Genomic DNA, 20,355 nt, shown 5'->3' with positions numbered 1-20,355 from the left:
GACCTGACGATGTGTGATTTTACGGCTCGATTGATTGTGAGATCGGCACGGCATCCGAGGAAATAGCATTGCCCTCTTCTGGCTGCTGCGGCATCTGCCGCTCCTCATCAACATCATGATAGTAGTAGATATAAGGCATATTGTGACGGTTATATGGATGCTTATTGACTACACACCCAAGAATACGCGCACCAGCCTGCATGAGCTGTGTCTTTACCAGTCGCAGGTGTTTCTTTTTCACGTGCGTAATATCCGCAACGATCACGGTACCGTCCACTTTTGCGGTCAGGATGCTGGCATCTACCAGGCTCAGCAGCGGTGGCGTATCAAAGATCACCATTTCAAAGTCACTGTGCGTAAGTATTGTGAGAAGATGATCCATGGCCTTTGAATCAAGTAGTTCCGAAGGATTAGGAGGAAGTGGGCCCGCAGGCATGATATACAGATCAGGAATGTCTTCTACCTTGTAGATATATGTCTCCAGCGAGAAATCATCGTGTTCAGCATTATTGTTAACCTTCCACACTGGTGACTGAGAACAGGCAACAATAGCATCACTGAGGCCTTTTGTACGGGTGGCAATTAAAAACTTCGTACCTTGCGTGGGACGATGGAAGTCCGCATCAACCAGGAGAATCTTCTTCCCTACTCTGGCCATGAAAATCGCCAGGTTGGCGGCGATAGAACTTTTTCCATCATTTTGCATGGCACTCGTTACTACCAGCGAATGTACTGGCTCATTGATAGCGGAAAAACCGATATTTGTTCTCAGCATACGATATGCTTCAGCATTGGCGCTGCTAACCTCTGGATTCACGATGGGTTCGTGCTTGCTCTTGGTGTTCTCAACCTGCCAGACTGTTCCTAACATGGGGCATCCAAGGATGGTGGTGATCTCTTCAGCCGAGCGGACACGTGTATCAAACTGTTCAATGAGCATCGCGAGCAAGAAGCCGAGAGACAGGCCGGCACCGATGCCGGCGAGCGTGTTCTGTAGAATCTGAGGCTGTACAGGATGATCCGCCGGTTGGGCGGATTGAGCGATGCGCAAGAAGTCGCTATTTTGAGCCTGGTTTACATTCAGTTGCAATAACATTGTTTGCCATTGGCTGTAGTGCTCCTGTAACTTGTTCAATTGATTTTGTACACTGGCAATCTGCATTTGTAAGCTGGCTGCGTGGGCCGGTGCATTGTTGCCCAGCGCGATCAGCTGCTGTTGGAGATGCAACAATCTTTTTGAAGTCTGATCAATTTTCGCTCCAGTTTCATCAACCTCTTTCTGAATCTGCTGCCTGGATTGATTTTGATCTTGTTGCTTCTCCTGTACCTGCTGGTCAATCAACGTTTTGGCGATGGTATTCGCCAGGTCCGCCGCTGTGTATGGGTTCGCATTCCTGACGGTAATATCAAATAATTGTGTATTCAGCCTGGGTGCAGCCGTTGTCGCTTTCGCGAGTTGTTCGACGCTCACACCAGGATAGTATGAGGCAGCCTTGCGCAAGACCGGATCACTGGTGGCAAGTTGAGCTTCTGTCTGCATCAGTTGTTCACTGGCGAGCAGATTAGTATAGTCAGAGGATGTGTTCGTTGATTGAATAACAACACGCATGAGTACGCTGGACTGATAGGTTGGCGTGGTTAGACGACCCGCGACATACGTTCCCAATCCTACCACTATGATACAGCCGATAATCAGTTGCCATTGTTTGGTCACCACAAGCCAGAATCGCTCAAAAGTCATAAATTCCCTTCACTTCCTCATACACCACCCATACACTATTTATATTATACATCCTTATTACAACAATTATTCATTTAAACACCACCACATCATTACAACAATACATATATGAAAAAAGTTGATAACATGCCTGCTCGTCGCTTTCGTTCAGCAAGTTCATTTCCAATGTCTGTGTCCATTGAGCGATCATTGGGCGGGAAGGAGCAGGATCTTTACAAGTAATGCAGAAGATTTTGTCGTACGAGGTGGCGACCAGTTCTTCATCAGGCGCGATCAGTAATTCATGCAGACGTTCGCCCGGTCGCAGGCCAGTATAGACAATAGCTATATCAACCTCTGCTTTTAATCCCTGTGCCTGGATCATCTTCGAGGCCAGATCTACAATACGTATAGGTTGCCCCATATCAAGCAGGTAGATGTTGCCGGACTCGGCCAGCGACGCGGTAAGAATAACCATACCACAGGCTTCGGTGCAGGTCATAAAGTAGCGAGTAGCCCGAGGGTCGGTGATGGTTACAGGCCCCCCCTTGTTCAATCTGACGTATAAATGTCGGGACGACGCTGCCACGTGTACCAAGCACGTTACCAAAACGCACCGCGCAAAAACATGTTTCCGACGTGCTGGTACCTGCGAGTGAACGAATAACGAACTCTCCAAAACGCTTTGATGCGCCCATAACACAGGCAGGCCTGGTGGCTTTATCCGTTGAGATGAAGATAAAATTGGCGACTGCGTATTTCAAAGCCAGGAGACACAGGTAGTACGTCCCCAGTACATTGGTGCGGATTGCCTGTTTCGGATGCCGTTCGAGAAGAGGAACATGCTTGTACGCGGCAATGTGGAACACAATGTGAGGACGAATCTGTGAAAAGAGGTGCTCCATACCTGGTTTATCCGTTATATCACCAATGTTGGGCAGGAAATGATGCCCATTTGGATGGGGACCTAGGCTTTCGGCGAGATCGAACAATCCTGTTTCATTGCTGTCCAGGCCAATAACAAGTGCAGGTTGATGATCAAGCAACTGACGACATAATTCAGATCCAATTGATCCCGCGGCACCGGTCACAAGGATAATGCGATCCTTGATGAAGGTGAAAGAAGCCTGCGTATTAAGGGAAAGGACCTCTCTATCAAGCAATGCGGACAGATCTATCGTATTTCCATGCCCTTGACCTCTATGAAGCATCCCTTCATGAGGAAAGGTAAAATCTTTCTTCATCGCAATCCTACTCTTACTTTTTGTGTGTTGTAACAATCTGTTCGATGGCAAAGATTACATCATCAACATCCTCATCCGTCATGCCCGGATACAATGGTAGGGATATCACACGTTGATACATGTGAAGCGCTGCCGGGAAATCGCCAGGCGCCAGATGATAGGTATCACGGTAGAAGGGATGAAGATGAAGTGGGATAAAGTGAACGCTGGCCCCAATGCGAGCTTCGGTAAGTGCCTGAATGAATACATCACGTGTGATTGTAAGCCGTTCCAGACATAGCCGTAACATGTAGAGGTGCCAGGCATGTCCAACATGTGCAGGATCGGGTGGCGTTTCGAGCTGAGCCCATTGTGAAAAGGCTTCTGTATACCGACGCGCAATAGCCTGCCGCCGCTGCAGTAACCATTGGCTACGCGCCAGCTGGTGGAGCCCAAGTGAGGCCGCGATATCAGTCATATTATATTTATATCCAGCCTGCAGCACCTCGTAGTACCATGACGCGCCCGCCCTGTACCGCTTCCAGGCATCACGACTGATGCCATGGAGCGACATCATTGAAGCTCGCTGCGCATACTCAGGATTGGCGGTGGTCAGCATGCCGCCTTCACCCGTCGAGAGCGTTTTGGTGGCATAGAAGCTGAATGCCGTCATGTCGCTGATCGAGCCAACCATTTTCCCTCGATAGGTGGCGGGAAATGCATGCGCGGCATCCTCGATCACAGGCAAAGCATGGGCGCGGGCAATAGCCAGGATCATGTCTATCTCAGCAGGCAGACCGGCAATGTGTACCACAAAAATGGCGCGGGTCCGTGGAGTGATACGCCGTTCAAGCTGCAGCGGATCGAGATTACAGGTGACGGGGTCAACATCCACAAAAATGGGGCGGGCACGACAATAGAGAACCACTTCAGCTGTGGCCGTAAATGTATAGACGGGAACAATGACCTCATCGCCTTCACCGATGCCCAGCGCATCAAGCGCCAGGTGCAACGCCGCAGTGGCGGAGTTCACCGCTACCGCGTACGGGGCGTTGACAGCGCCGGCAAACTCGTGCTCAAAGCGTTTTGTCTTGGCTCCAGTTGTTAACCATCCCGAGTGCAGCGTATCCACTACCTCATCAATCTCTGCCTGCGTGATATGCGGTACCGCGAAGGGAAGAAAGGTCGTGCGCGGCATTTTCGTACGCGTGGTCACAGAGCGTCGAATGTTTCTATCTTCCATGAGCCCTAACCACCTCCCCAACGGTTTTCAATAGTATCTGCAGATCAAGCAGGAATGACTGATGTGCAATGTAGTAAAGGTCATAGCTCAGTTTGATCTGCTCGTCCTGAAGCGTGTCGCCGTAGTGATACATGACCTGTGCCCAACCAGTGAGCCCAGGCTTTACATGCAGGCGAGAACGATATTGAGGCAATTCTTTCTCCAATGTGCTGGCAAACTGAAGAAGTTCTGGTCTTGGTCCGATCAAGCTCATCTCGCCGCGCAAGATGTTAAGTGCCTGTGGTAACTCATCCAGATGAGTTGCGCGCAAAAATCTTCCTATGCGCGTAATCCTGGGATCGCGTGATGTTGTCCAGGTGAGTTGTGTTTGCTGTCCCGCTGCAACCTGCATGGTACGGAACTTATACATAGAGAAGCATGACCCTCGGTATCCTAACCGTTCCTGGGTATAGAAAATAGGGCCCCGAGAATCAATCACAATCAGCATAGCCAGAACAGGCAAAATCAGTAGCAGCAGAAATGAGGCTATAAACCCAAAGATCAGATTCATACTGAAATACCAGCACAAATAAAAGGCCGGCAGCGCTTCTTTCCTCCCCTGCCGCCAGGAAGAATCTTGCAGAAATATGCTTGATTGCCACTTCGATTTTGTATGCATATACTATAATCCTCCTTCTGCTCATCTGTTTTGATCCATGTTCAACGGTGGAACAGTTACGTCGATGATGTATCAGATATACTGAGGTGGGATACTATCGGTTCGGAAGTATGCTTTGTGACCAGCGTACGAATATGCTTCTCAAGCTGAGCTACCAGATGATCACGATCAAAGTGTTGCTCGACAAATACTCGTCCTCTCTGGCCCAGCAGCGCGGCCTGAGCGGAATTTTTCTGTAAGGAGAGGATCGCCGATGCCAGGTGGTCGGCGTTCTCTGGCTCAACCCAGATAGCAGCTCCCGCCTCCCGCTCCACCAGGCGCCGTGCCTCCCCCGAGACGCTCAATACAAGAGGGCGGGCACAGGCCATGGCTTCATACATCTTTGATGGAAGCGCCCCCTCAAACAATGGTAATTTTTTCAGGGGGATCAGGCACACATCCGCCGCGGCCAGCACCTGTGGCATCTGATCATGCGAGGTGGGTTCCAAAAAGAGCACATTGATCAGCCTGCGTCGCTCTGCCTCAGACATCAGCTCCTTTTTCGCGGCTCCATCGCCTATCAGGACAAAGCGTATATTGGGATGCACGCGGAGTATCTCGGCCGCCTTGAGCAGCAGAGTAAGCCCGTGTGCCAGACCATGGGTGCCAGCATAGAGGGCGGTAAAGCAGTCATCCCAGCCCAAGGCGGCGCGCGCCTGTGCCTGTGAGGATGGACTGAATTTCCGCGTATCTACACCATTTGTCAGCAAAAAAATCTTCTCTGGCGGTAGTCCCCGTGTAAGTATATCGGTGCGAATTCCCTCGGTCAGAGACCATACCAGGGCGGCTCGCTGATAGGTCGACCATTCGAGCCACTCAGCAAGCCTGATCAGGATACGATTCTGTAGCACACCCAATTGCACTGCGGATGCAGGCCATAGATCAGAAACAATAAAGATAAACGGGCATCTTTTGAATCTGGATAACAAGCGTCCCGCAATAGCATCAAAGAGAGGAGGAGATTCAGCAAGGATGATATCGGGTGATCCAATTGCGTGCCAGCCCAGCAGCGGTGCCAGGCAGCCAAAGGAAAGCTGAGACAGGATGCGGCGAAAAAATCCCTTATTGGGATGGATGTAGCTCCACACGCGGATCACACGAACCCCCTGGTATGTTTCGACCTGAACAGGACCGCCCTTCCGATATTGCTGGGGCACGATGCCGTTAGGATAATTGGGCAGGGTCGTTAGCACCGTCACCTCATAGCCCCGCCGCACCAGGCAGGCTGCAGTCTCGCTAATACGCACCGCTGGTGCCGCTTTTTCAGGTGGGTAATACGGAGTCACAAAGAGAATGTGTGTCATATCTATGATGCTCCCTTTTATAGCCAGCTTTGCACGATGCGTTGTGCTGCGTCACCTTGCCCAAATGGATTGTGTTGCGGAGGCTGGGGGGCTGGTTGGGCCACCGCATCCAGAATTGCCTGCCAATGCGATCCAGCCAGAATATTCCAACCACTCTGCACTGTTTCAATCCATTCCGTCTCTTCGCGCAGCGTGATGCATGGTACCCCCAGCAAGAATGCCTCCTTCTGGATGCCACCAGAGTCTGTCAGGATGCGATAGGCTGCGTATTGTAGAGCGAGCATATCCAAGTACCCGACAGGCTCAAGCAAGCGCACATGGGAACTCAACTGAATCTGATAGTGTTGCAGGCATGCTTTGGTGCGCGGATGGGCTGGAAACAGCACCGGCATCTCTACCTTATTGAGGGCAGCTGCAATGGACTGCATGGCCGCAGCATTATCGGTATTGGCAGCGCGATGGATAGTGGTCAGCATATAGTTGCCAGGAGTCAGACCCAGTGATGCCAGCAACGATCTGGCATGATCGACTAGCCTGGGTTGGATACTCAGCAGGGTATCGTACATCACATCTCCAACAACGCTCACTCCCTGCGTAATTCCTTCCTTCAGAAGCTGTTGGTGAGCTGATTCAGTAGGACAGAACAATCGGTCCGAGATATGATCGGTCACGATACGGTTGATCTCTTCGGGCATCGCACGATCAAAGCTGCGTAGTCCTGCCTCGATATGCGCGATTGGTATATGTAGCTTGGCGGCGGCTAGCGCGGCAGCCAGCGTAGAATTGGTGTCGCCATAGACAATGACCCAGTCAACCTGCTCTTTGATCAGCACCTGCTCAATGGCTGCCAGCATCTTGCCCGTCTGAACTCCATGGGTACCTGAGCCACATTCCAGCGAATAATCAGGTTCAGGAATGGACAACTCTTTGAAGAAGTTGGTTGACAGCATATAATCATAATGTTGCCCAGTATGAATGATTATCTCTTCGTGATGTTGCCGTAAAAGCACACTGACCGGCGCCATTTTTATAAATTGTGGCCGCGCACCGACAATAGAAGCAAAGCGCAACTTCTTCCTCCCCCTTTCCACATCACAACGCGTAAGACTATGCCTGTTCTACCAATCCAATGTCACCAGCATCAACGCGTCTGCCAGATTTGTCGCCCCCATCTCCAATCGCGATGTAATGTATACCGAGCGCTTCAATCCTCTCGCGGCACAGCGCCTGGCGGCCATCGAGGATCACCCTGCAGGCCGGAACACGCCCAAAATCAAATTGCTGAAATGCACGGTGATTGCATTGGAGAATGATGGCTTCGATACGCTGATCGTGCCCCAATGGCAGTGGCGTGTATCCCTGCTCCTGCAATTCCGCGCTACTGAAATACGGATCCTCAACATAGACGTCGGCTCCATGAAGTATCAATGCCTGCTGTAGCAGGTACGCGCTGGTCAAAGCTGTTTCGCGTACATCACCACGATACGCCACCCCCAGCACCAAGACAGATCGGTGGGATAGAGAACCAATTACCCCTTCAATACGTTGAACGGCATACTCAGCCATAGCATCGTTGATGGCACGCGCTTTGCGAGGCAGCATGAGCATGTCATCTTTCTCTTTCTCTTCATCCTCCTCCATCGGATTAGCGAAAAGGAAGTAGGGGTACACAGGGATACAGTGACCACCAACCCCTACCCCTGGCGTATGAATATGGGAATACGGCTGTGTGTTTGCGGCCCTGATCGCGCTGCTCACATCGAGTCCGTGCCGATCAGCATAGTGAGCAAATTCGTTCGCCAGAGCAATATTCACATCGCGATAGGTGGTCTCAATCAGCTTCACAAACTCCGCCTCATCGGTTGAGGCCATGGTAATAATTTCGGCATCAAGCACCGATCGATAGAAAGCACCGGCCCGCGCGGTACTGCCCGGACCAATACCACCGACAATCTTGGGATAGCGGGCCAGGTCACGAAAAATGGTGCCAGACGAGACACGTTCAGGGCTGTATGCGAGATAGAAATCACGTTCAGCACGTAAACCTGAGCCGCCTTCCATCAACGGACGGAGATGAGAGGACGTCGTTCCCACTGGCAGGGTCGTCTCGTAGATAACCAGCGTACCCGGTTGCAATCCGGAACCGATGGCCGCGGTCGCGGCATCAATGGACTGGAAGTCCACGATACGCGCGACATTCACGAGTACTGGCACAATCACCACTACCACATCTACCTCGCGCACGGCTTCGGCTGTCTCTGTCGTGACACGGAGCTGTCCTGTGCGTACCAGGCGTGGGATCTCCAGTGCCAGTTCAGCTTCTTCCTGCACATGCGTTTGTCCCCGGTTCAGTTGCTGGACCACCTGCCTATTGATATCACACCCAATGACCCGATACCCTTTGCGCGCATACTGTACGGCCAGGGGCAGGCCGATCTTCCCCAGGCCAACAACCGCTACGGTTGAGATCTGCGTCGCATCAGGCGTGCTTGCTGGCATATATTACCTCCCGCGTTCTCGCGGCCGCTCTTTCCGACGTTGTCGTTAGAAGTTGATGGACAATCTTTAACGTGGCCAAGCCTTCCTCTCCAGTTACCGTAGGAGACATCTTAGTTTGTACAGCGTGAATGACATCTTGGTACTCTAAATAAAGAGGCTCAGCCTTTGGCACTTTGAGGCGCGTCATGGTCCCTTCACTTACCCCGGTTAAGGAACGTAACGCGTCCCAGGACGTTGAGGTGTAGTCGTTTTCATAAAAATAGATATCTTGCGTCAGATAGTTCACCAGAAACATGCCTTTCTCGCCCGTCACAGTGAGTTCACGTATCTTTGTGGGAGTGAGCCAGTTGATGTCGAGCATACCAATCACGTCATTCGTGAAGCGAATAACACCGAGGAGAAGATCTTCGCAGATAGTATGGATATGGCGTTGCGTTTCTGCATACACATGCGCCACTTCTGATCCAGTCAGATAACGCATAATATCAATATCATGTGTCGCCAGATCAAGCACTACCCCCACATCACGAATACGAGGCGGAAACGGGCCAACTCTACGAGCATGTAAATGAAAGATAGTCCCGATATCACCGGCCATTATATGTTGCTTCAACACGCTGATGGCGGGATTGAAGCGCTCAATGTGGCCTACGGCAACGAGAGCACCACTCCTGCGTGCCAGTCGGAGCAGGGCCTCCGCCTCCTCAATGGTACTGGTCATTGGTTTCTCGATCAGCACATTGATGCCTCCCTCTACCAGATACGATGCGACCTCAAAATGGAGATTGGTGGGGACAACGACCGCAACCAGATCAGGATGGGTAGTATCTATCATCTGACGATAGTCACGATACCCTGCTATATGGAAGCGGTTCATGGCATACGCTAAAGCACCCTCTGATGTCTCTGCAACCCCAACCAGGCAAACCTGTTCTGCGCTAAAATCAGCGAGCACACGCAGATGATTCATTCCCATTGAACCTGCGCCCACAACACCAATCTTTAATGGCATAAATTCAGAACCTCCGTTGTGATTGTCATAACGTCTGCTCGACTTAGGGCGGGATGCACCGGAAGCGAGAGGACATGCCGAGCCGCCTGTTCCGTATACGGCAACTGTCCCCCTACCTGGGCGCCGGTCCTTGTGGTGGAGTCATGGGCAGATACACAGCGGAACATCTCTTTTCTGGCCTGATAGAAGGGTTGTTGATGGATGGGCACAGCATAGTGGACAGCGACGTCAACGCCGCGTTCGCGTAGTTGCACCACCCATTGGTCACGCTCATGCGGAACCTGAATGGTGTATTGATGGTAGACATGGTGATGACCAGGACGCACCGTTGGCGTTTGGACGACGCCAGCAAGCTGTTCCGTTAAAAACGCCGCATTGGCAATACGCTGCATCGTCATGTGCTGTAACTTTTGCAGTTGGACAATGCCAAGCGCTGCCTGGATATCTGTCATCCGCAAGTTATAACCGAGATCGGTATGCTGATAGCGTTCTTTCTGCCCATGACTGCGCAGAAGACGTAGACGTCTGGAGATATCAGCATCGTTGGTCGTAACCATCCCTCCTTCTCCGGTGGTCATGTTTTTGGTGGCATAAAATGAGAAACACCCCGTCCCAAATCCTCCCACTGGTTTACTGCCTACCATAGCCGCATGAGCCTGACAGGCATCTTCAATAAGGACAAGGTGATGCCTCTGGGCAAGTTGGGATAAGCGATCAATCTCACAGGGGTGGCCAAACAGATGAACCGGCAGGAGAGCCTTTGTACGGGGCGTAATGGCTCTCTCAACCAGGTCGGGGTCTATATTATACGTATCCGGCTCTATGTCGACGAATACGGGCGTTGCACCAACAAGCAGAATCACATTCGCGGTGGCGCAGAAACTAAAAGCGGTTGTGATTACCTCATCACCAGGCCCAATACCATGAGCGAGCAACGCCAGGTGAAGCGCGGCCGTCCCTGAAGAGACCGCGACGGCCTCCTGAACAGAACAGAACTGCGCGAAGTCATGCTCAAACCTTGCGACTTGATTACCTTGCGCCAGGCGACCAGATGAGAATACCTGAAGCACGGCATCTTTTTCCTCGTTCCCAAGCAATGGAAAAGCAATAGGGATCATGAGCTTCCTCCTCCCGTGAAAGCATAAGGACATTCCATTCAGCTCATAGTTTTCCGTTAAGAAAAGATAATACGGATAGATAAAAAGTTTTGATAGAAATTTCATGGATAATTGCTAATTACATAATAATAAGGACATGAAATACTTTAGCTTAAATTATTTTTTAAACGATATAAATATTTAATACGTTATGATGATTATAATATAGACATAACATCAGGCATAGTATGGGAGTGAAGATGGCTGCGCTATGCGGCACTGCACCAGACACGTGGGTATGTAGTAAAAATGAAAGGACAAGGGCGATGAGAGGAAAGCATTACCAGCCCTTCTGGATAGGACTTGTAGGATGTGTGTTACTATTGGCAACGTCATTATTGTATGGGCAGTTGAGCCATCGTCTTCATTCAGCCCCAGGTGCAACGTTGTCTGTTGGACCCAATCTCGCCAGTCCTGGTACAACAGTCATGGTTACCGGCTTTCACTATGTGGCTTCGAAAAAGGTGGAGGTATATTTCCAAAATCGAGCGAATGGTGTCGTGGACGCGGTTACAAATGGGGGAGGCTTCTTTAATGTCGCACTACAACTCCCAAGGCAATATAGTGATGGGCCATCGTATGTTTATGCTGTCAGTGACTCGATAACAACCAGGGTGCCACTCCATTTTGCCACGCCTTCTTTGACCTATACAGCGGCCGAGGCATCTAAAACCAGCAACGAGGATCTGCCGTCTTCTGTCCTTGTTCGTGGGACAGGGTTTATGGCCAATGAACAGGTCAGCTTTGAATTTCGTAATGAGGCGGCAACAGTACAGACAGGCAAACTCACGACAGATAGCAATGGCACCTTTACGCTTCCCATCAGTACAGAGGACGGATCCTATCAGAGTAGCACGCTGTTAACCATCAGCGATACTCGACACACACCTGCCTGGAGAATTCCCATCCACTTTACCCCGAGAATCCGAGTTTTGCCTGTCACGGGACCAGTCGGTACACGCGTTTCTATCTATGGAAAAGGTTTCAAACGATATGAAAACGTCAGACTATCGTTTCAAAGTACTGTTGTAGGCTGGGCCCATACCAATAGGTTTGGCAGATTTCACACTGCTTTTCAGGTACCCGGTACAGCCACCCTTTCACCATCAACGAATGATGTAAGTGCAGTCGGCCTACGCAGTGGAGTAGTGGCCTGGGCATCGTTCCAGGTACAACCTTCCTCCTCAGTCTACCCACGGGTCACTTCCCCCAACGGCTGGATTTCTAGCATGGGAAGCCAGTTTTCCCCCAACGGCAGAGTAGAAATAGTTTTCGTCGATCCCAATATCAGTTCCTCTTCCGTGGGTACCATTGTGAGAACTTTAACCGCATCATCTCGCGGACAATTTGCCACCATCTTCCAGATCCCGTCAACGGCGAGTCATAACAAGACATACAACATTGTAGACATCGATGATACAACGGGCATGAGTTCTGTAACCCCCATTTTTGTACAATAAGCGACGACGAGGATATAAGGGGAAAGCACAATTCAAAGCATTGCTCTCAATATGAGGATCTTGCGCCGCCTCTTAAAGAAAAAAGGCTTCGCAGACCTATCGGTGAAGAGAGATTGAAATACAAAGACAGGAGAGAGGGGTAGAGATGGCTGATATACCGGGGTACATTCATCCAACGGCTGATGTGGAAACAGGAGCAGAAATTGGAGCAGGAACACGGATATGGCAGCATGCGCAGGTAAGAGCATACGCAGCTGTCGGTGAACAGTGTAACATCGGGAAAGGGGTGTACATCGATACGCGTGTGCGCATCGGTTCACGTGTTAAGATTCAAAACTACGTCTCTCTCTTCGAAGGGGTAACGGTAGAAGATGGAGTTTTTATTGGACCGCATGTCTGCTTTACCAATGACCTGTTTCCACGTGCTATTACCCCGGCTGGTACCTTAAAAGATGCCCATGACTGGAAGATTTCGCCAACATCTGTCGGATATGGTGCATCTATCGGGGCCGGGGCCGTTATTGTATGTGGGATAACCATTGGAGCATATGCTCTGGTTGGCGCCGGCTCGGTCGTGACGAAAGATGTGGCTCCCTATACCCTCGTCTTTGGCAATCCTGCCTATCAACATGGCTTTGTGTGCAAATGCGCCCATCCCCTCTCAAAGCTGAAACACATGGATGGATATATAGAGGGGTGGTGTACATCTTGTCAAATGCAGTACCAGGTGGAAACATTTTTCTGAGGAAACGGGGATGATGCTTTTTTACCGTGCCTTCTAGATACATCCCATAATGACAGGAACGCTGGCCCCCTCACAGCTATGGGCAAGCATGACGTGCCCAATTTCAGTGGCATATCCTTGTATTCAAGGATCTCGGAGCCTCGCCTGTCAAATCCTGGCAAGCGATCTGTAAGCCCCGAAAGTAGTCAAGGGCCCATATCGTGTCACAAGGAAGAGGATCCTGGTGAAAACTGCCTCATCCTCATCAACCAGGAAAAAAGCATGAAGCCTCACCAGTTTATACGGGTCTTGCTCACTTTCGGTGGAAAAGCTCATCAAGATATGCGCCCACTTTCTCCTGTTGATGCTCAAGGAGGTGACGATTTCTTTCCAAAGCAAGCAACCTCTACCGAAAGCGAACAAGACCCCACGGGATGCGCAACGAGCTGACAGCAAGCTAGCACTAAATTTTCTGGAGAGGATGAAAAGCAGACAGAGCTCTCTGGCCCTCATGAAATGCCCAGAGGGGGAATGTGCACTTCGTTACGTGTGTTACTTCGTTTGGCAATCCCTCCTGTCTTAGTTGCTTGCGAGAAAGGAGGGGACACCAGCCACGGTTACACGCCGTTGCGGTGGTCCCCACCAGGCATTGCAGGCGAGCCGATCACGCCAACTCCAGCGATGATGGGAACGCACGGCACGAGGCAGTCGAGGAGGTGGAGAGATTTTTTCTGCCATTGTCGTGAGTGAGATCACCTCAACGTATTGGCTCCGCCAATGAGTCATCCACCTGCGGCGAAGGGCTCGCCCTGCCACATCCACCCATCGCATCGCTGCGAGCATGACTGGTTTGTGCTCAACCACAGCCGGCGAGGGCAAGAGACGGCGCACAGCGCTTACCCGACGGGCACGACTCCCTTTTGCACCGCGCCCCAAACACCGTTCTTTGAGAGCGCAAGGCTCACAATCGCTTCGGAACCCAAGATACGTCGCCCGCTGAGTAAAGGCATTTTCTTGACGAACTTCACTCAACCAAAGGCTTGATCCTGCGGGACAACGTAGGGTCCCGTTCTCTTGTAAGGCAAAGGCATCAGCACCAAAACGTCCAGTTGCTCCGCCAAACGCTGCGGCCCACTGCCAGGGGCCATACTCCTCTTGCGCGTCTTCCGTAGCTAAGAGCGAAGGGGGAGTCTCTTTGGGCAGTGCCCACTCCATCTCGCGTGGCTGAACTTCCTGCATCATCTTTCCAAGTGAAAGGCGTAGATTCCAGACCCATTGGCAGGCTATTTGCCACAGTTCCTGCCCACACTCGGTGGAGGAGCACCAACGGTCAGGGTCTTCTTCGACATCTTCATCCGCAAGCACTGCCTCAAAGGCTCCTCGCCCATGATAGAGATCCAGGACATCCTCGACGAGGAACCCATCGATGGGCAGGGTAGTGATGAAGATCTCATAGACCCACTCGCCGATGCACTTGCCGACCGAAGGACTCTTTCCTGACGTGGAGACGCAGTGCCGCGCCACAATGATGCGAGTTTGAGGCACTCCCTCATCCAATGATAACCAGCCGCCATCAAACAACTCAACGATCTCCTCGCTGTTCACTCTGGTTACCTTTGCTGTTAGGAGGTGAGCCAACACGCGTTGAATCTGGGGATGCTCCAAGACTCGATATCCCCTTGCCCGGGTGACAAAATACACACCGGCTTCAATCAGTTGAGCAATGGCTACAGTGTCACCATACTGCCCATCGAGACGAACGAGGGCAGCCTCTGGAGTGAGCGCAAAGAACTTCACATAGGTTGTAATGGCCTGGAGCGCCAACGCAAGCTCTCCTTGATAGTCACCATTGCCTCGACCCGCATAGGTGCCAATCCATTGACGGGTATGCATCTGAAGAGCGACCGTGCGAGTGCGGACGACCTCCCCTCGTTTTCGTCCGGTGTAACCTGGCGCACAGACCGCATCACGTCGGCGTCGAGGAGAAGGTAACGTTGGGTCACAGGGCAATGCTCGCTGCCGCGCTGCCTGACGGGTGGCATCGACATCAAAAACGATGTAGCGGCGTCCCTGCCGATCCCAAATTCCACCAATCGTCTCAGTGGTCCACCCTTCTGTGAAGCTGTTCTGCTCAAAGAGTTGGCGAAACGCTTCCAAGCAGGGATGATCGACGCACGCCAAGAAGCGACTCAACGTGGCCCGATGGGGAAGGTCAGCGCGCCCAAACAGGGCCATGAAGGCTGGTCCAAATGGAACCAAACGATGAAAGAAGTCGGCCAGTGTCCGTTCCCCACTAATGGCATATCCGAACAGGAGTGCAAGAAAATCAATCGGTTCATAGCTGCCGAAACGTCCGCGCACGAGACGGACTTGATGCGTGAAAGCTTCCAGAAGCCCTTTTGCGGCGAGATGCTGGGAGAGGATAACCACTTCAGCAAACCACGCAGGAACAGAGGGACGATTCGCTGGAGAGGTTTGAACCTCGATGTTCGGGTTCGGTATCATACCTAAAGAGACCTCCTCATGAGATGGTGTTTTGTTGCTCTCTCATTAAAGGTCTCTTTTCTTTCTATGCTGCTAGCTTGCTGTCAGCTCGTTGCGCATCCCGTGGGAAGACCCGTTTATGCAGCAGAGGATGATTGCTATGAAACCTGTAAAATTGTGGCATGGTATCTGGCAACCATGCCAACAATTTCGTCAAATGACGTTCCGGCGAGAACACGGTCATCTCCATCCAGTTGCTGTGCCATACCGATGCCAACGGCTGAGTACAGTATAGCTTTGATCTGACCCCGCAATTGGCCCCCTACTTCGGCAAAACGGTACAGCTCGTCTGCGAAGCCAGCGGCTCCAGCGGGACGGGGCTAACTTCTTCATCAATCTCGATGACATCTTGCTCTATGTGACCCATAGCTAAATAGATCATCTTCATGAGGTCGTCATCGATTCGCTCCCCAGCTTCAATGGATCCATACCACATAGACAACAAACGCGAAATCACGTCACCTGCGGCTCGTGCAGTCGTAAAGGGAACAGTATCTTGAAATGATGACAAATATGCCTATCGGTCATCCGTTCAGACGGCCAGCCGTCTTGGGGAAACTGCGGTCCCCACTACTCCTCGCCCCAATTGCAAAAGGTCGGAGTTACTTTTCCGTAAAATGTTCAAGCTGCCATTAATATCGGCATGAATGACCGTTCCATCCTTTGCCCGATACCAACTGCGAGCAATGCGCGTGCCGGCAAATATCGGTTTCTCAGCACGATTGGCCTGATACGTGGGAATGAAATCGTTGTCAAGAAAACTCGCTTTGCTGGTATAGCTTTCTTCCTGAAGGATTACCTGTATCCCGGCGAGCTTGGCCTTGTAGGTCAACTGGTCAATGAAACGAGCATGGGGAATTTGCACAAACTGCTGATTGTTTTTCCGCCCCATTGCCACTTCCTGCTTCCAGAGCGGATTTTTGCCGATGACTACTGTCCCAATCTCCTCGCTCACCAACAGGTCTATGATGCGACGGCTTGCCGTGTGCAGATAGCTGTCTACGCGGCGATTGCGCTTCGTCGTCACGCGATCCAGATGGCGCGAGGTGAAACGGTTCTCATGGCTCAGGCGGCTTTGCTGCGCGCTCCGTTGTTGGTTGTAATACTGATTGAGGCTTTTGATGGGCTTGCCACTGACCAGACGGGGGGCAAAACCAGGCTTGTTGCTGGTGAGTGCAGCCAGCACATTCACTCCCAGATCAACGGCCGCCACCAGAGTCGGATCAACCGACGTATCTTGTACTGCTTGCTCGTACACGACTTCAATCATGTACCCGTCAAGGCGAGGGATAATGCGCACTTGGGCAATCTTCTCCCAGTCCGTGATTTGTGTGGCTATCTCCAGGGGAAGACCCGATGGAACCAATTTCCCCGTTTTCTTAAAAGTCCTCTTGCCCAGTGCTTGCTTATCATAGATGAGCATGTTGCGCCCCTTTTCCTTGTGTTTGTATCCAGGCAGTTTGGGGCGTCCAGTGAACGAAGAGGGGTCTTCTTGATAGGCTTTGAGGGCTTCAAAAAAGCCGACCCAGTTTGTATGCAGTTGAATCAGGAGAGAATTACTTACCTTGCGAGGCAAAGCCTGATAGCACTCCTGCTGCTTCAAGCGATGAAAGATTTCCACATAGGGCACATATTTCCCCTCGTGGATAAAGGCTTGCCGAATCTGGTAATTAGCTTGATTATACAAGTTCTTGGACGCAAACGCTGCCGCATCAATCACAGCAAAGCGTGGATCAGCTCGATGAATGAGATGTCGTTCGACCAATTGCATCAGGCTTCCTCCTTTGCCTGGAGCTCTTGCACAACCTTCTCGGTTTTCCGTTTTGCCCGCCTCTGCCCGTAGAGTCGCGCACAAAACGCATAGATAATGCTCGCCAGATCAGCCAATAACTCTTCTTTATCGTTTTCTGCAGGATTGACGACTTCAATCACTCGTCCCTGCACAGAAAACAGCGTATCAATGTAGTGAAATCCGAAACGCGTCAGTCGATCCCGATGCTCCACAACCACCCGCGTGACGCTCGTATCTTTTAGGAGCGAGAGCAACTTCGGGCGGCTATCATTCACCCCGGAAGCAATCTCTTTGACTACCAGCGCTACGTGATAGCCACGCACCGTACAATACTGGCTCAACCGTTCCGCTTGTCGCTCTAAATTCTCCCGATGTTCGGATGAAGAGACACGTGCATAAATCGCGACTTTCTGAGTGGCTTGCACCGGCTCTTGCTCCGTCACGATAATGGTTCCTGATGGAACCTGATAGCCCTGGATCGTTCCATTCCGAAACCAGCGTAACGCTGTCCGATAACTAATTCCTTGTTGTTTGGCATACTGACTTAATTTCATAGTGACACAATAGCATAGACATATCCATTTGTCAACATTTGACATCATTTCTTGAAAACGTTCACAACACGCATATCCTGGTAAAAAGAGGCAAAAAGGATGTGAATATTCTTGCAAGCCACTCCAAGAAAGCGGGCGCAGCGCCACATTGAACGAGAATAGTGCCACAAAATGCTTGTTGTACCTCTTATACTAAACTCAAAGAGACCTTTATAGGGCATTTTACCAGAATAAAGACCTTCATTGTGCGAGGATCCTTTTCTCCCTTGGAACCGTTACGTCCCCTGCATGACGGCGTACATCGCACCGAGCCTATGCGCCCAACCAGAACGTTCCCCAACTGATTTATCGGAATGCATCAATTACTAGCCTATCCTGCTGCTACCCATAACCAGAAGGGATCTTCTTCCATCTCTATAAGGGTGAGGAACAAGGAGGGTCTGGCTCGTCGACGCACGGTTGTACGACAACGCAAGGTGTCACAGAGTCAGCACTTGCCCATAGCCTCGATAGGACTTTGTCTGCCTATGTTTTCAACGACACGGAGGGAACCTGTAATGGATCATGTAACGTCACTTGAGGATCAGCTCAGTAGCTGGTGCAAGCACTTTACCGGGCACCTGCCCGACAGCGTTCGTGCAGGGATCGCGTATGCATGCTTTCTCCCTGCTCAGCTCCCCTGTCTGAAGGCTTCTGTCACCATAGCACCGTGTACCATGAGCTCATTTTCCACCCCAGTGCATTGCACTGCTCCAAATTGGAGCAGTGCAATGCAGATGATTCTTGTATTATACCTATTGTGAACATATCATCCCTATTACTTCAAATAATCCTATAGATGCAGCTACTCATTACCTTTTATTCTTGGAAATTCTGCATCACGAGATCATCATCTCTTTCTTGAAAGGAATATTACGATGCATTTGTTTCGTCGCCGACAGACCCGCCATCGAGACCAGGCACCGCAGCCCGTGGAGCCACAGGCTATCGATGATCGGGTGCGCTCGACTGATACGCCATATTTCCTCCCCAAGGACGCCGAAGAAGATTCGCGCCTGAATTTTCAACACCGTGCGCTCTATGCGGCCATTGGCAACCACTACCTTGCCCCGCTCACACCCGAGACGGACACGATTCTCGATGTGGGCACCGGCACTGGCATCTGGCCGGTAGAGATGAGTCACCTCTTTCCCAAGGCACACATTCTCGGCCTGGATGTTTCATCCACGTCTTTTCAGCACCCATCAACAGCCGCATACACATTCATGCTCGGTGATATCTTGCACGGACTCCCCTTTCCAGACAAGCAGTTTGCGTTTGTTCATCAACGGCTGCTGGTAGCCGCGATTCCCACGGCCCAGTGGCCCACGGCGATCAAGGAACTCATCCGCGTAACGCGTCCTGGCGGATGGATCGAAATACTGGAAATCGGAGTCACAATCAAGCAGGCTGGACCTGAGACAACACGGCTCCTCGCCTGGATGGGAGCGTGCAGTAAAGAACGCGGGTTTGATATGGCAGTGGTGCCGCAGTTGGGCCAGATGCTCATCGAGGCTGGAATCCAGGATGTCGAAATCCATCATATTCCAGCCCCCTTAGGTACCTGGGGAGGGCATGTTGGCGCAATGCTCAAGGCAAACGTCTTGAGTGCTTTCGGCGCGCTGAAAGGGATCTATTGTACCCAGGCACAGATGAGCCCGGCGCACTTTGATGCCTGGGTCAAGGACGTCTCCGAGGAATGGGAAACGCTGCGTGCTTCCTATGTGTTCCACGCGGCCTATGGAAGAAGAGCACTAGGCGCATGAACAACTCCCTCTCCCCACGCGGCCTCCGTCTCACCGCGGCGCAAGCGCACCGTATGATCCAGTATATCCAGCGCTACCGCCATTTTGCCTGGGAGCAACTTGAGCCAACTGCCGAACGCAATATGGCGCTGCGGGCACTACAGGCGCTCCAGGGGCAGATCATGAGCCAGATGGAACCACAGAACGAGCGTATCACGCTCATGCTGCCCATTCTGCCGGATGAGCGTCTGGCCATGAAGATGATGATCAATCATGTCCTTGAGCACTATGAAGGCAGTCCGCCGTCCAAGGAGCGCAGCAATGCGATTACCGAACTGACTGGGTTGAAGTCCATCCTCGAGAGCGACATCTTCACCAGCTAAGCAGGATCCTCTCTGTGTCACGATGCGGCTCGCACCATTGAAACTGCGAGGAGAAGCAGCGGGCCGCCATTTTGCCTGGAGAGAGGGCTGCGTGAGACACATGAGGTAGGACCAGGAGTGCGCCGGTTCGCTGATCGATCCTTTGTATGTGAAGGTGGCGCGATGAAGCGCCGGCACAGTGTGGCTCTAAGTGCGAGGCGACTGCATACCAACACGACACAACGCACGTCGATCCCGATGGGGTGCAATTCATGTGGGA

The 20,355-nt window shown here is 51.5% G+C and carries 18 protein-coding genes; 4 read left to right on the top strand and 14 right to left on the bottom strand.

Annotated features, from left to right (window positions below; all coding sequences use genetic code 11):
• Positions 1-19: 19 nt before the first annotated feature.
• From AABA21_RS13525 to AABA21_RS13475, 11 genes are all read right to left on the bottom strand, one after another.
• On the bottom strand, positions 20-1,741 hold the full coding sequence (locus AABA21_RS13525) for a tyrosine-protein kinase domain-containing protein (RefSeq protein ID WP_338250787.1): 1,722 nt from the start codon (positions 1,739-1,741) through the stop codon (positions 20-22).
• A gap of 70 nt (positions 1,742-1,811) precedes the next feature.
• A complete protein-coding gene (locus AABA21_RS13520; protein ID WP_338250785.1) occupies positions 1,812-2,222 on the bottom strand; it encodes a polysaccharide biosynthesis protein in 411 nt (136 codons plus the stop codon).
• Complete coding sequence (locus tag AABA21_RS13515) at positions 2,146-2,964, bottom strand: SDR family NAD(P)-dependent oxidoreductase (RefSeq protein ID WP_338250784.1); 819 nt, start codon at positions 2,962-2,964, stop codon at positions 2,146-2,148. Before AABA21_RS13515 ends, AABA21_RS13520 begins: the two co-directional genes overlap by 77 nt.
• 13 nt (positions 2,965-2,977) lie before the next feature.
• Positions 2,978-4,186: a DegT/DnrJ/EryC1/StrS family aminotransferase gene (locus tag AABA21_RS13510; RefSeq protein ID WP_338250782.1), complete on the bottom strand. Its 1,209-nt coding sequence runs from the start codon at positions 4,184-4,186 to the stop codon at positions 2,978-2,980.
• A complete protein-coding gene (locus AABA21_RS13505; protein WP_338251033.1) occupies positions 4,176-4,673 on the bottom strand; it encodes a sugar transferase in 498 nt (165 codons plus the stop codon). The genes AABA21_RS13510 and AABA21_RS13505 overlap by 11 nt, the downstream gene beginning before the upstream one ends.
• Entirely contained in the window at positions 4,657-4,869 is a 213-nt protein-coding gene (locus AABA21_RS13500; protein WP_338251047.1) for a hypothetical protein, read from the bottom strand. The genes AABA21_RS13505 and AABA21_RS13500 overlap by 17 nt, the downstream gene beginning before the upstream one ends.
• Positions 4,870-4,900: 31 nt before the next feature.
• A complete protein-coding gene (locus AABA21_RS13495) occupies positions 4,901-6,187 on the bottom strand; it encodes a glycosyltransferase family 4 protein (protein ID WP_338250780.1) in 1,287 nt (428 codons plus the stop codon).
• A 17-nt stretch (positions 6,188-6,204) separates the two neighbouring features.
• Positions 6,205-7,257, bottom strand: coding sequence for a non-hydrolyzing UDP-N-acetylglucosamine 2-epimerase (wecB, locus tag AABA21_RS13490; RefSeq protein ID WP_338250778.1), 1,053 nt, complete (start codon positions 7,255-7,257; stop codon positions 6,205-6,207).
• Positions 7,258-7,294: 37 nt separating this feature from the next.
• Positions 7,295-8,686 carry a nucleotide sugar dehydrogenase gene (locus AABA21_RS13485; RefSeq protein WP_338250776.1) on the bottom strand — a complete coding sequence of 464 codons (1,392 nt, stop codon included), beginning with the start codon at positions 8,684-8,686 and terminating at the stop codon, positions 7,295-7,297.
• Complete coding sequence (locus AABA21_RS13480) at positions 8,667-9,698, bottom strand: Gfo/Idh/MocA family oxidoreductase (protein ID WP_338250773.1); 1,032 nt, start codon at positions 9,696-9,698, stop codon at positions 8,667-8,669. The genes AABA21_RS13485 and AABA21_RS13480 overlap by 20 nt, the downstream gene beginning before the upstream one ends.
• Complete coding sequence (locus AABA21_RS13475; protein WP_338250771.1) at positions 9,689-10,816, bottom strand: DegT/DnrJ/EryC1/StrS family aminotransferase; 1,128 nt, start codon at positions 10,814-10,816, stop codon at positions 9,689-9,691. The genes AABA21_RS13480 and AABA21_RS13475 overlap by 10 nt, the downstream gene beginning before the upstream one ends.
• Before the next feature lie 305 nt (positions 10,817-11,121).
• On the opposite strand from AABA21_RS13475, the gene AABA21_RS13470 reads away from it, so the two are divergent.
• Positions 11,122-12,315, top strand: coding sequence for a hypothetical protein (locus AABA21_RS13470; RefSeq protein WP_338250769.1), 1,194 nt, complete (start codon positions 11,122-11,124; stop codon positions 12,313-12,315).
• Positions 12,316-12,460: 145 nt separating this feature from the next.
• A complete protein-coding gene (locus AABA21_RS13465) occupies positions 12,461-13,060 on the top strand; it encodes an acyltransferase (protein WP_338250767.1) in 600 nt (199 codons plus the stop codon).
• 558 nt (positions 13,061-13,618) lie between these two features.
• Here the strand turns inward: AABA21_RS13465 and AABA21_RS13460 are convergent.
• The 3 genes from AABA21_RS13460 to AABA21_RS13450 form a co-directional block, all read right to left on the bottom strand.
• Positions 13,619-15,544: a hypothetical protein gene (locus AABA21_RS13460; protein WP_338250765.1), complete on the bottom strand. Its 1,926-nt coding sequence runs from the start codon at positions 15,542-15,544 to the stop codon at positions 13,619-13,621.
• A gap of 571 nt (positions 15,545-16,115) precedes the next feature.
• A complete protein-coding gene (locus tag AABA21_RS13455) occupies positions 16,116-17,354 on the bottom strand; it encodes an RNA-guided endonuclease InsQ/TnpB family protein (RefSeq protein WP_338250763.1) in 1,239 nt (412 codons plus the stop codon).
• The gene (locus AABA21_RS13450; RefSeq protein WP_338250761.1) at positions 17,354-17,929 is read right to left on the bottom strand and encodes an IS607 family transposase; all 576 of its coding nucleotides are present in this window, start codon (positions 17,927-17,929) and stop codon (positions 17,354-17,356) included. Before AABA21_RS13450 ends, AABA21_RS13455 begins: the two co-directional genes overlap by 1 nt.
• Positions 17,930-18,846: 917 nt before the next feature.
• On the opposite strand from AABA21_RS13450, the gene AABA21_RS13445 reads away from it, so the two are divergent.
• Both AABA21_RS13445 and AABA21_RS13440 read left to right on the top strand, forming a co-directional pair.
• A complete protein-coding gene (locus AABA21_RS13445) occupies positions 18,847-19,734 on the top strand; it encodes a class I SAM-dependent methyltransferase (protein WP_338250760.1) in 888 nt (295 codons plus the stop codon).
• Positions 19,731-20,096: a hypothetical protein gene (locus tag AABA21_RS13440; protein WP_338250757.1), complete on the top strand. Its 366-nt coding sequence runs from the start codon at positions 19,731-19,733 to the stop codon at positions 20,094-20,096. The genes AABA21_RS13445 and AABA21_RS13440 overlap by 4 nt, the downstream gene beginning before the upstream one ends.
• Positions 20,097-20,355 lie beyond the last annotated feature (259 nt).

The sequence above is a fragment of the Dictyobacter halimunensis genome, assembly GCF_036245075.1.
The sequence above is the reverse complement of the archived record's forward strand: the minus strand, read 5'-3'. Positions and strand labels throughout refer to the sequence as shown.

Coding starts and splice junctions, on each gene's coding strand:
- AABA21_RS13525 (WP_338250787.1), bottom strand. CDS start 1,741: ATGACTTTTGAGCGATTCTGGCTTGTGGTGACCAAACAATGGCAACTG.
- AABA21_RS13520 (WP_338250785.1), bottom strand. CDS start 2,222: ATGACCTGCACCGAAGCCTGTGGTATGGTTATTCTTACCGCGTCGCTG.
- AABA21_RS13515 (WP_338250784.1), bottom strand. CDS start 2,964: ATGAAGAAAGATTTTACCTTTCCTCATGAAGGGATGCTTCATAGAGGT.
- AABA21_RS13510 (WP_338250782.1), bottom strand. CDS start 4,186: ATGGAAGATAGAAACATTCGACGCTCTGTGACCACGCGTACGAAAATG.
- AABA21_RS13505 (WP_338251033.1), bottom strand. CDS start 4,673: ATGCTGATTGTGATTGATTCTCGGGGCCCTATTTTCTATACCCAGGAA.
- AABA21_RS13500 (WP_338251047.1), bottom strand. CDS start 4,869: ATGAGCAGAAGGAGGATTATAGTATATGCATACAAAATCGAAGTGGCA.
- AABA21_RS13495 (WP_338250780.1), bottom strand. CDS start 6,187: ATGACACACATTCTCTTTGTGACTCCGTATTACCCACCTGAAAAAGCG.
- AABA21_RS13485 (WP_338250776.1), bottom strand. CDS start 8,686: ATGCCAGCAAGCACGCCTGATGCGACGCAGATCTCAACCGTAGCGGTT.
- AABA21_RS13480 (WP_338250773.1), bottom strand. CDS start 9,698: ATGCCATTAAAGATTGGTGTTGTGGGCGCAGGTTCAATGGGAATGAAT.
- AABA21_RS13475 (WP_338250771.1), bottom strand. CDS start 10,816: ATGATCCCTATTGCTTTTCCATTGCTTGGGAACGAGGAAAAAGATGCC.
- AABA21_RS13470 (WP_338250769.1), top strand. CDS start 11,122: ATGAGAGGAAAGCATTACCAGCCCTTCTGGATAGGACTTGTAGGATGT.
- AABA21_RS13465 (WP_338250767.1), top strand. CDS start 12,461: ATGGCTGATATACCGGGGTACATTCATCCAACGGCTGATGTGGAAACA.
- AABA21_RS13460 (WP_338250765.1), bottom strand. CDS start 15,544: ATGATACCGAACCCGAACATCGAGGTTCAAACCTCTCCAGCGAATCGT.
- AABA21_RS13455 (WP_338250763.1), bottom strand. CDS start 17,354: ATGCAATTGGTCGAACGACATCTCATTCATCGAGCTGATCCACGCTTT.
- AABA21_RS13450 (WP_338250761.1), bottom strand. CDS start 17,929: ATGAAATTAAGTCAGTATGCCAAACAACAAGGAATTAGTTATCGGACA.
- AABA21_RS13445 (WP_338250760.1), top strand. CDS start 18,847: ATGCATTTGTTTCGTCGCCGACAGACCCGCCATCGAGACCAGGCACCG.
- AABA21_RS13440 (WP_338250757.1), top strand. CDS start 19,731: ATGAACAACTCCCTCTCCCCACGCGGCCTCCGTCTCACCGCGGCGCAA.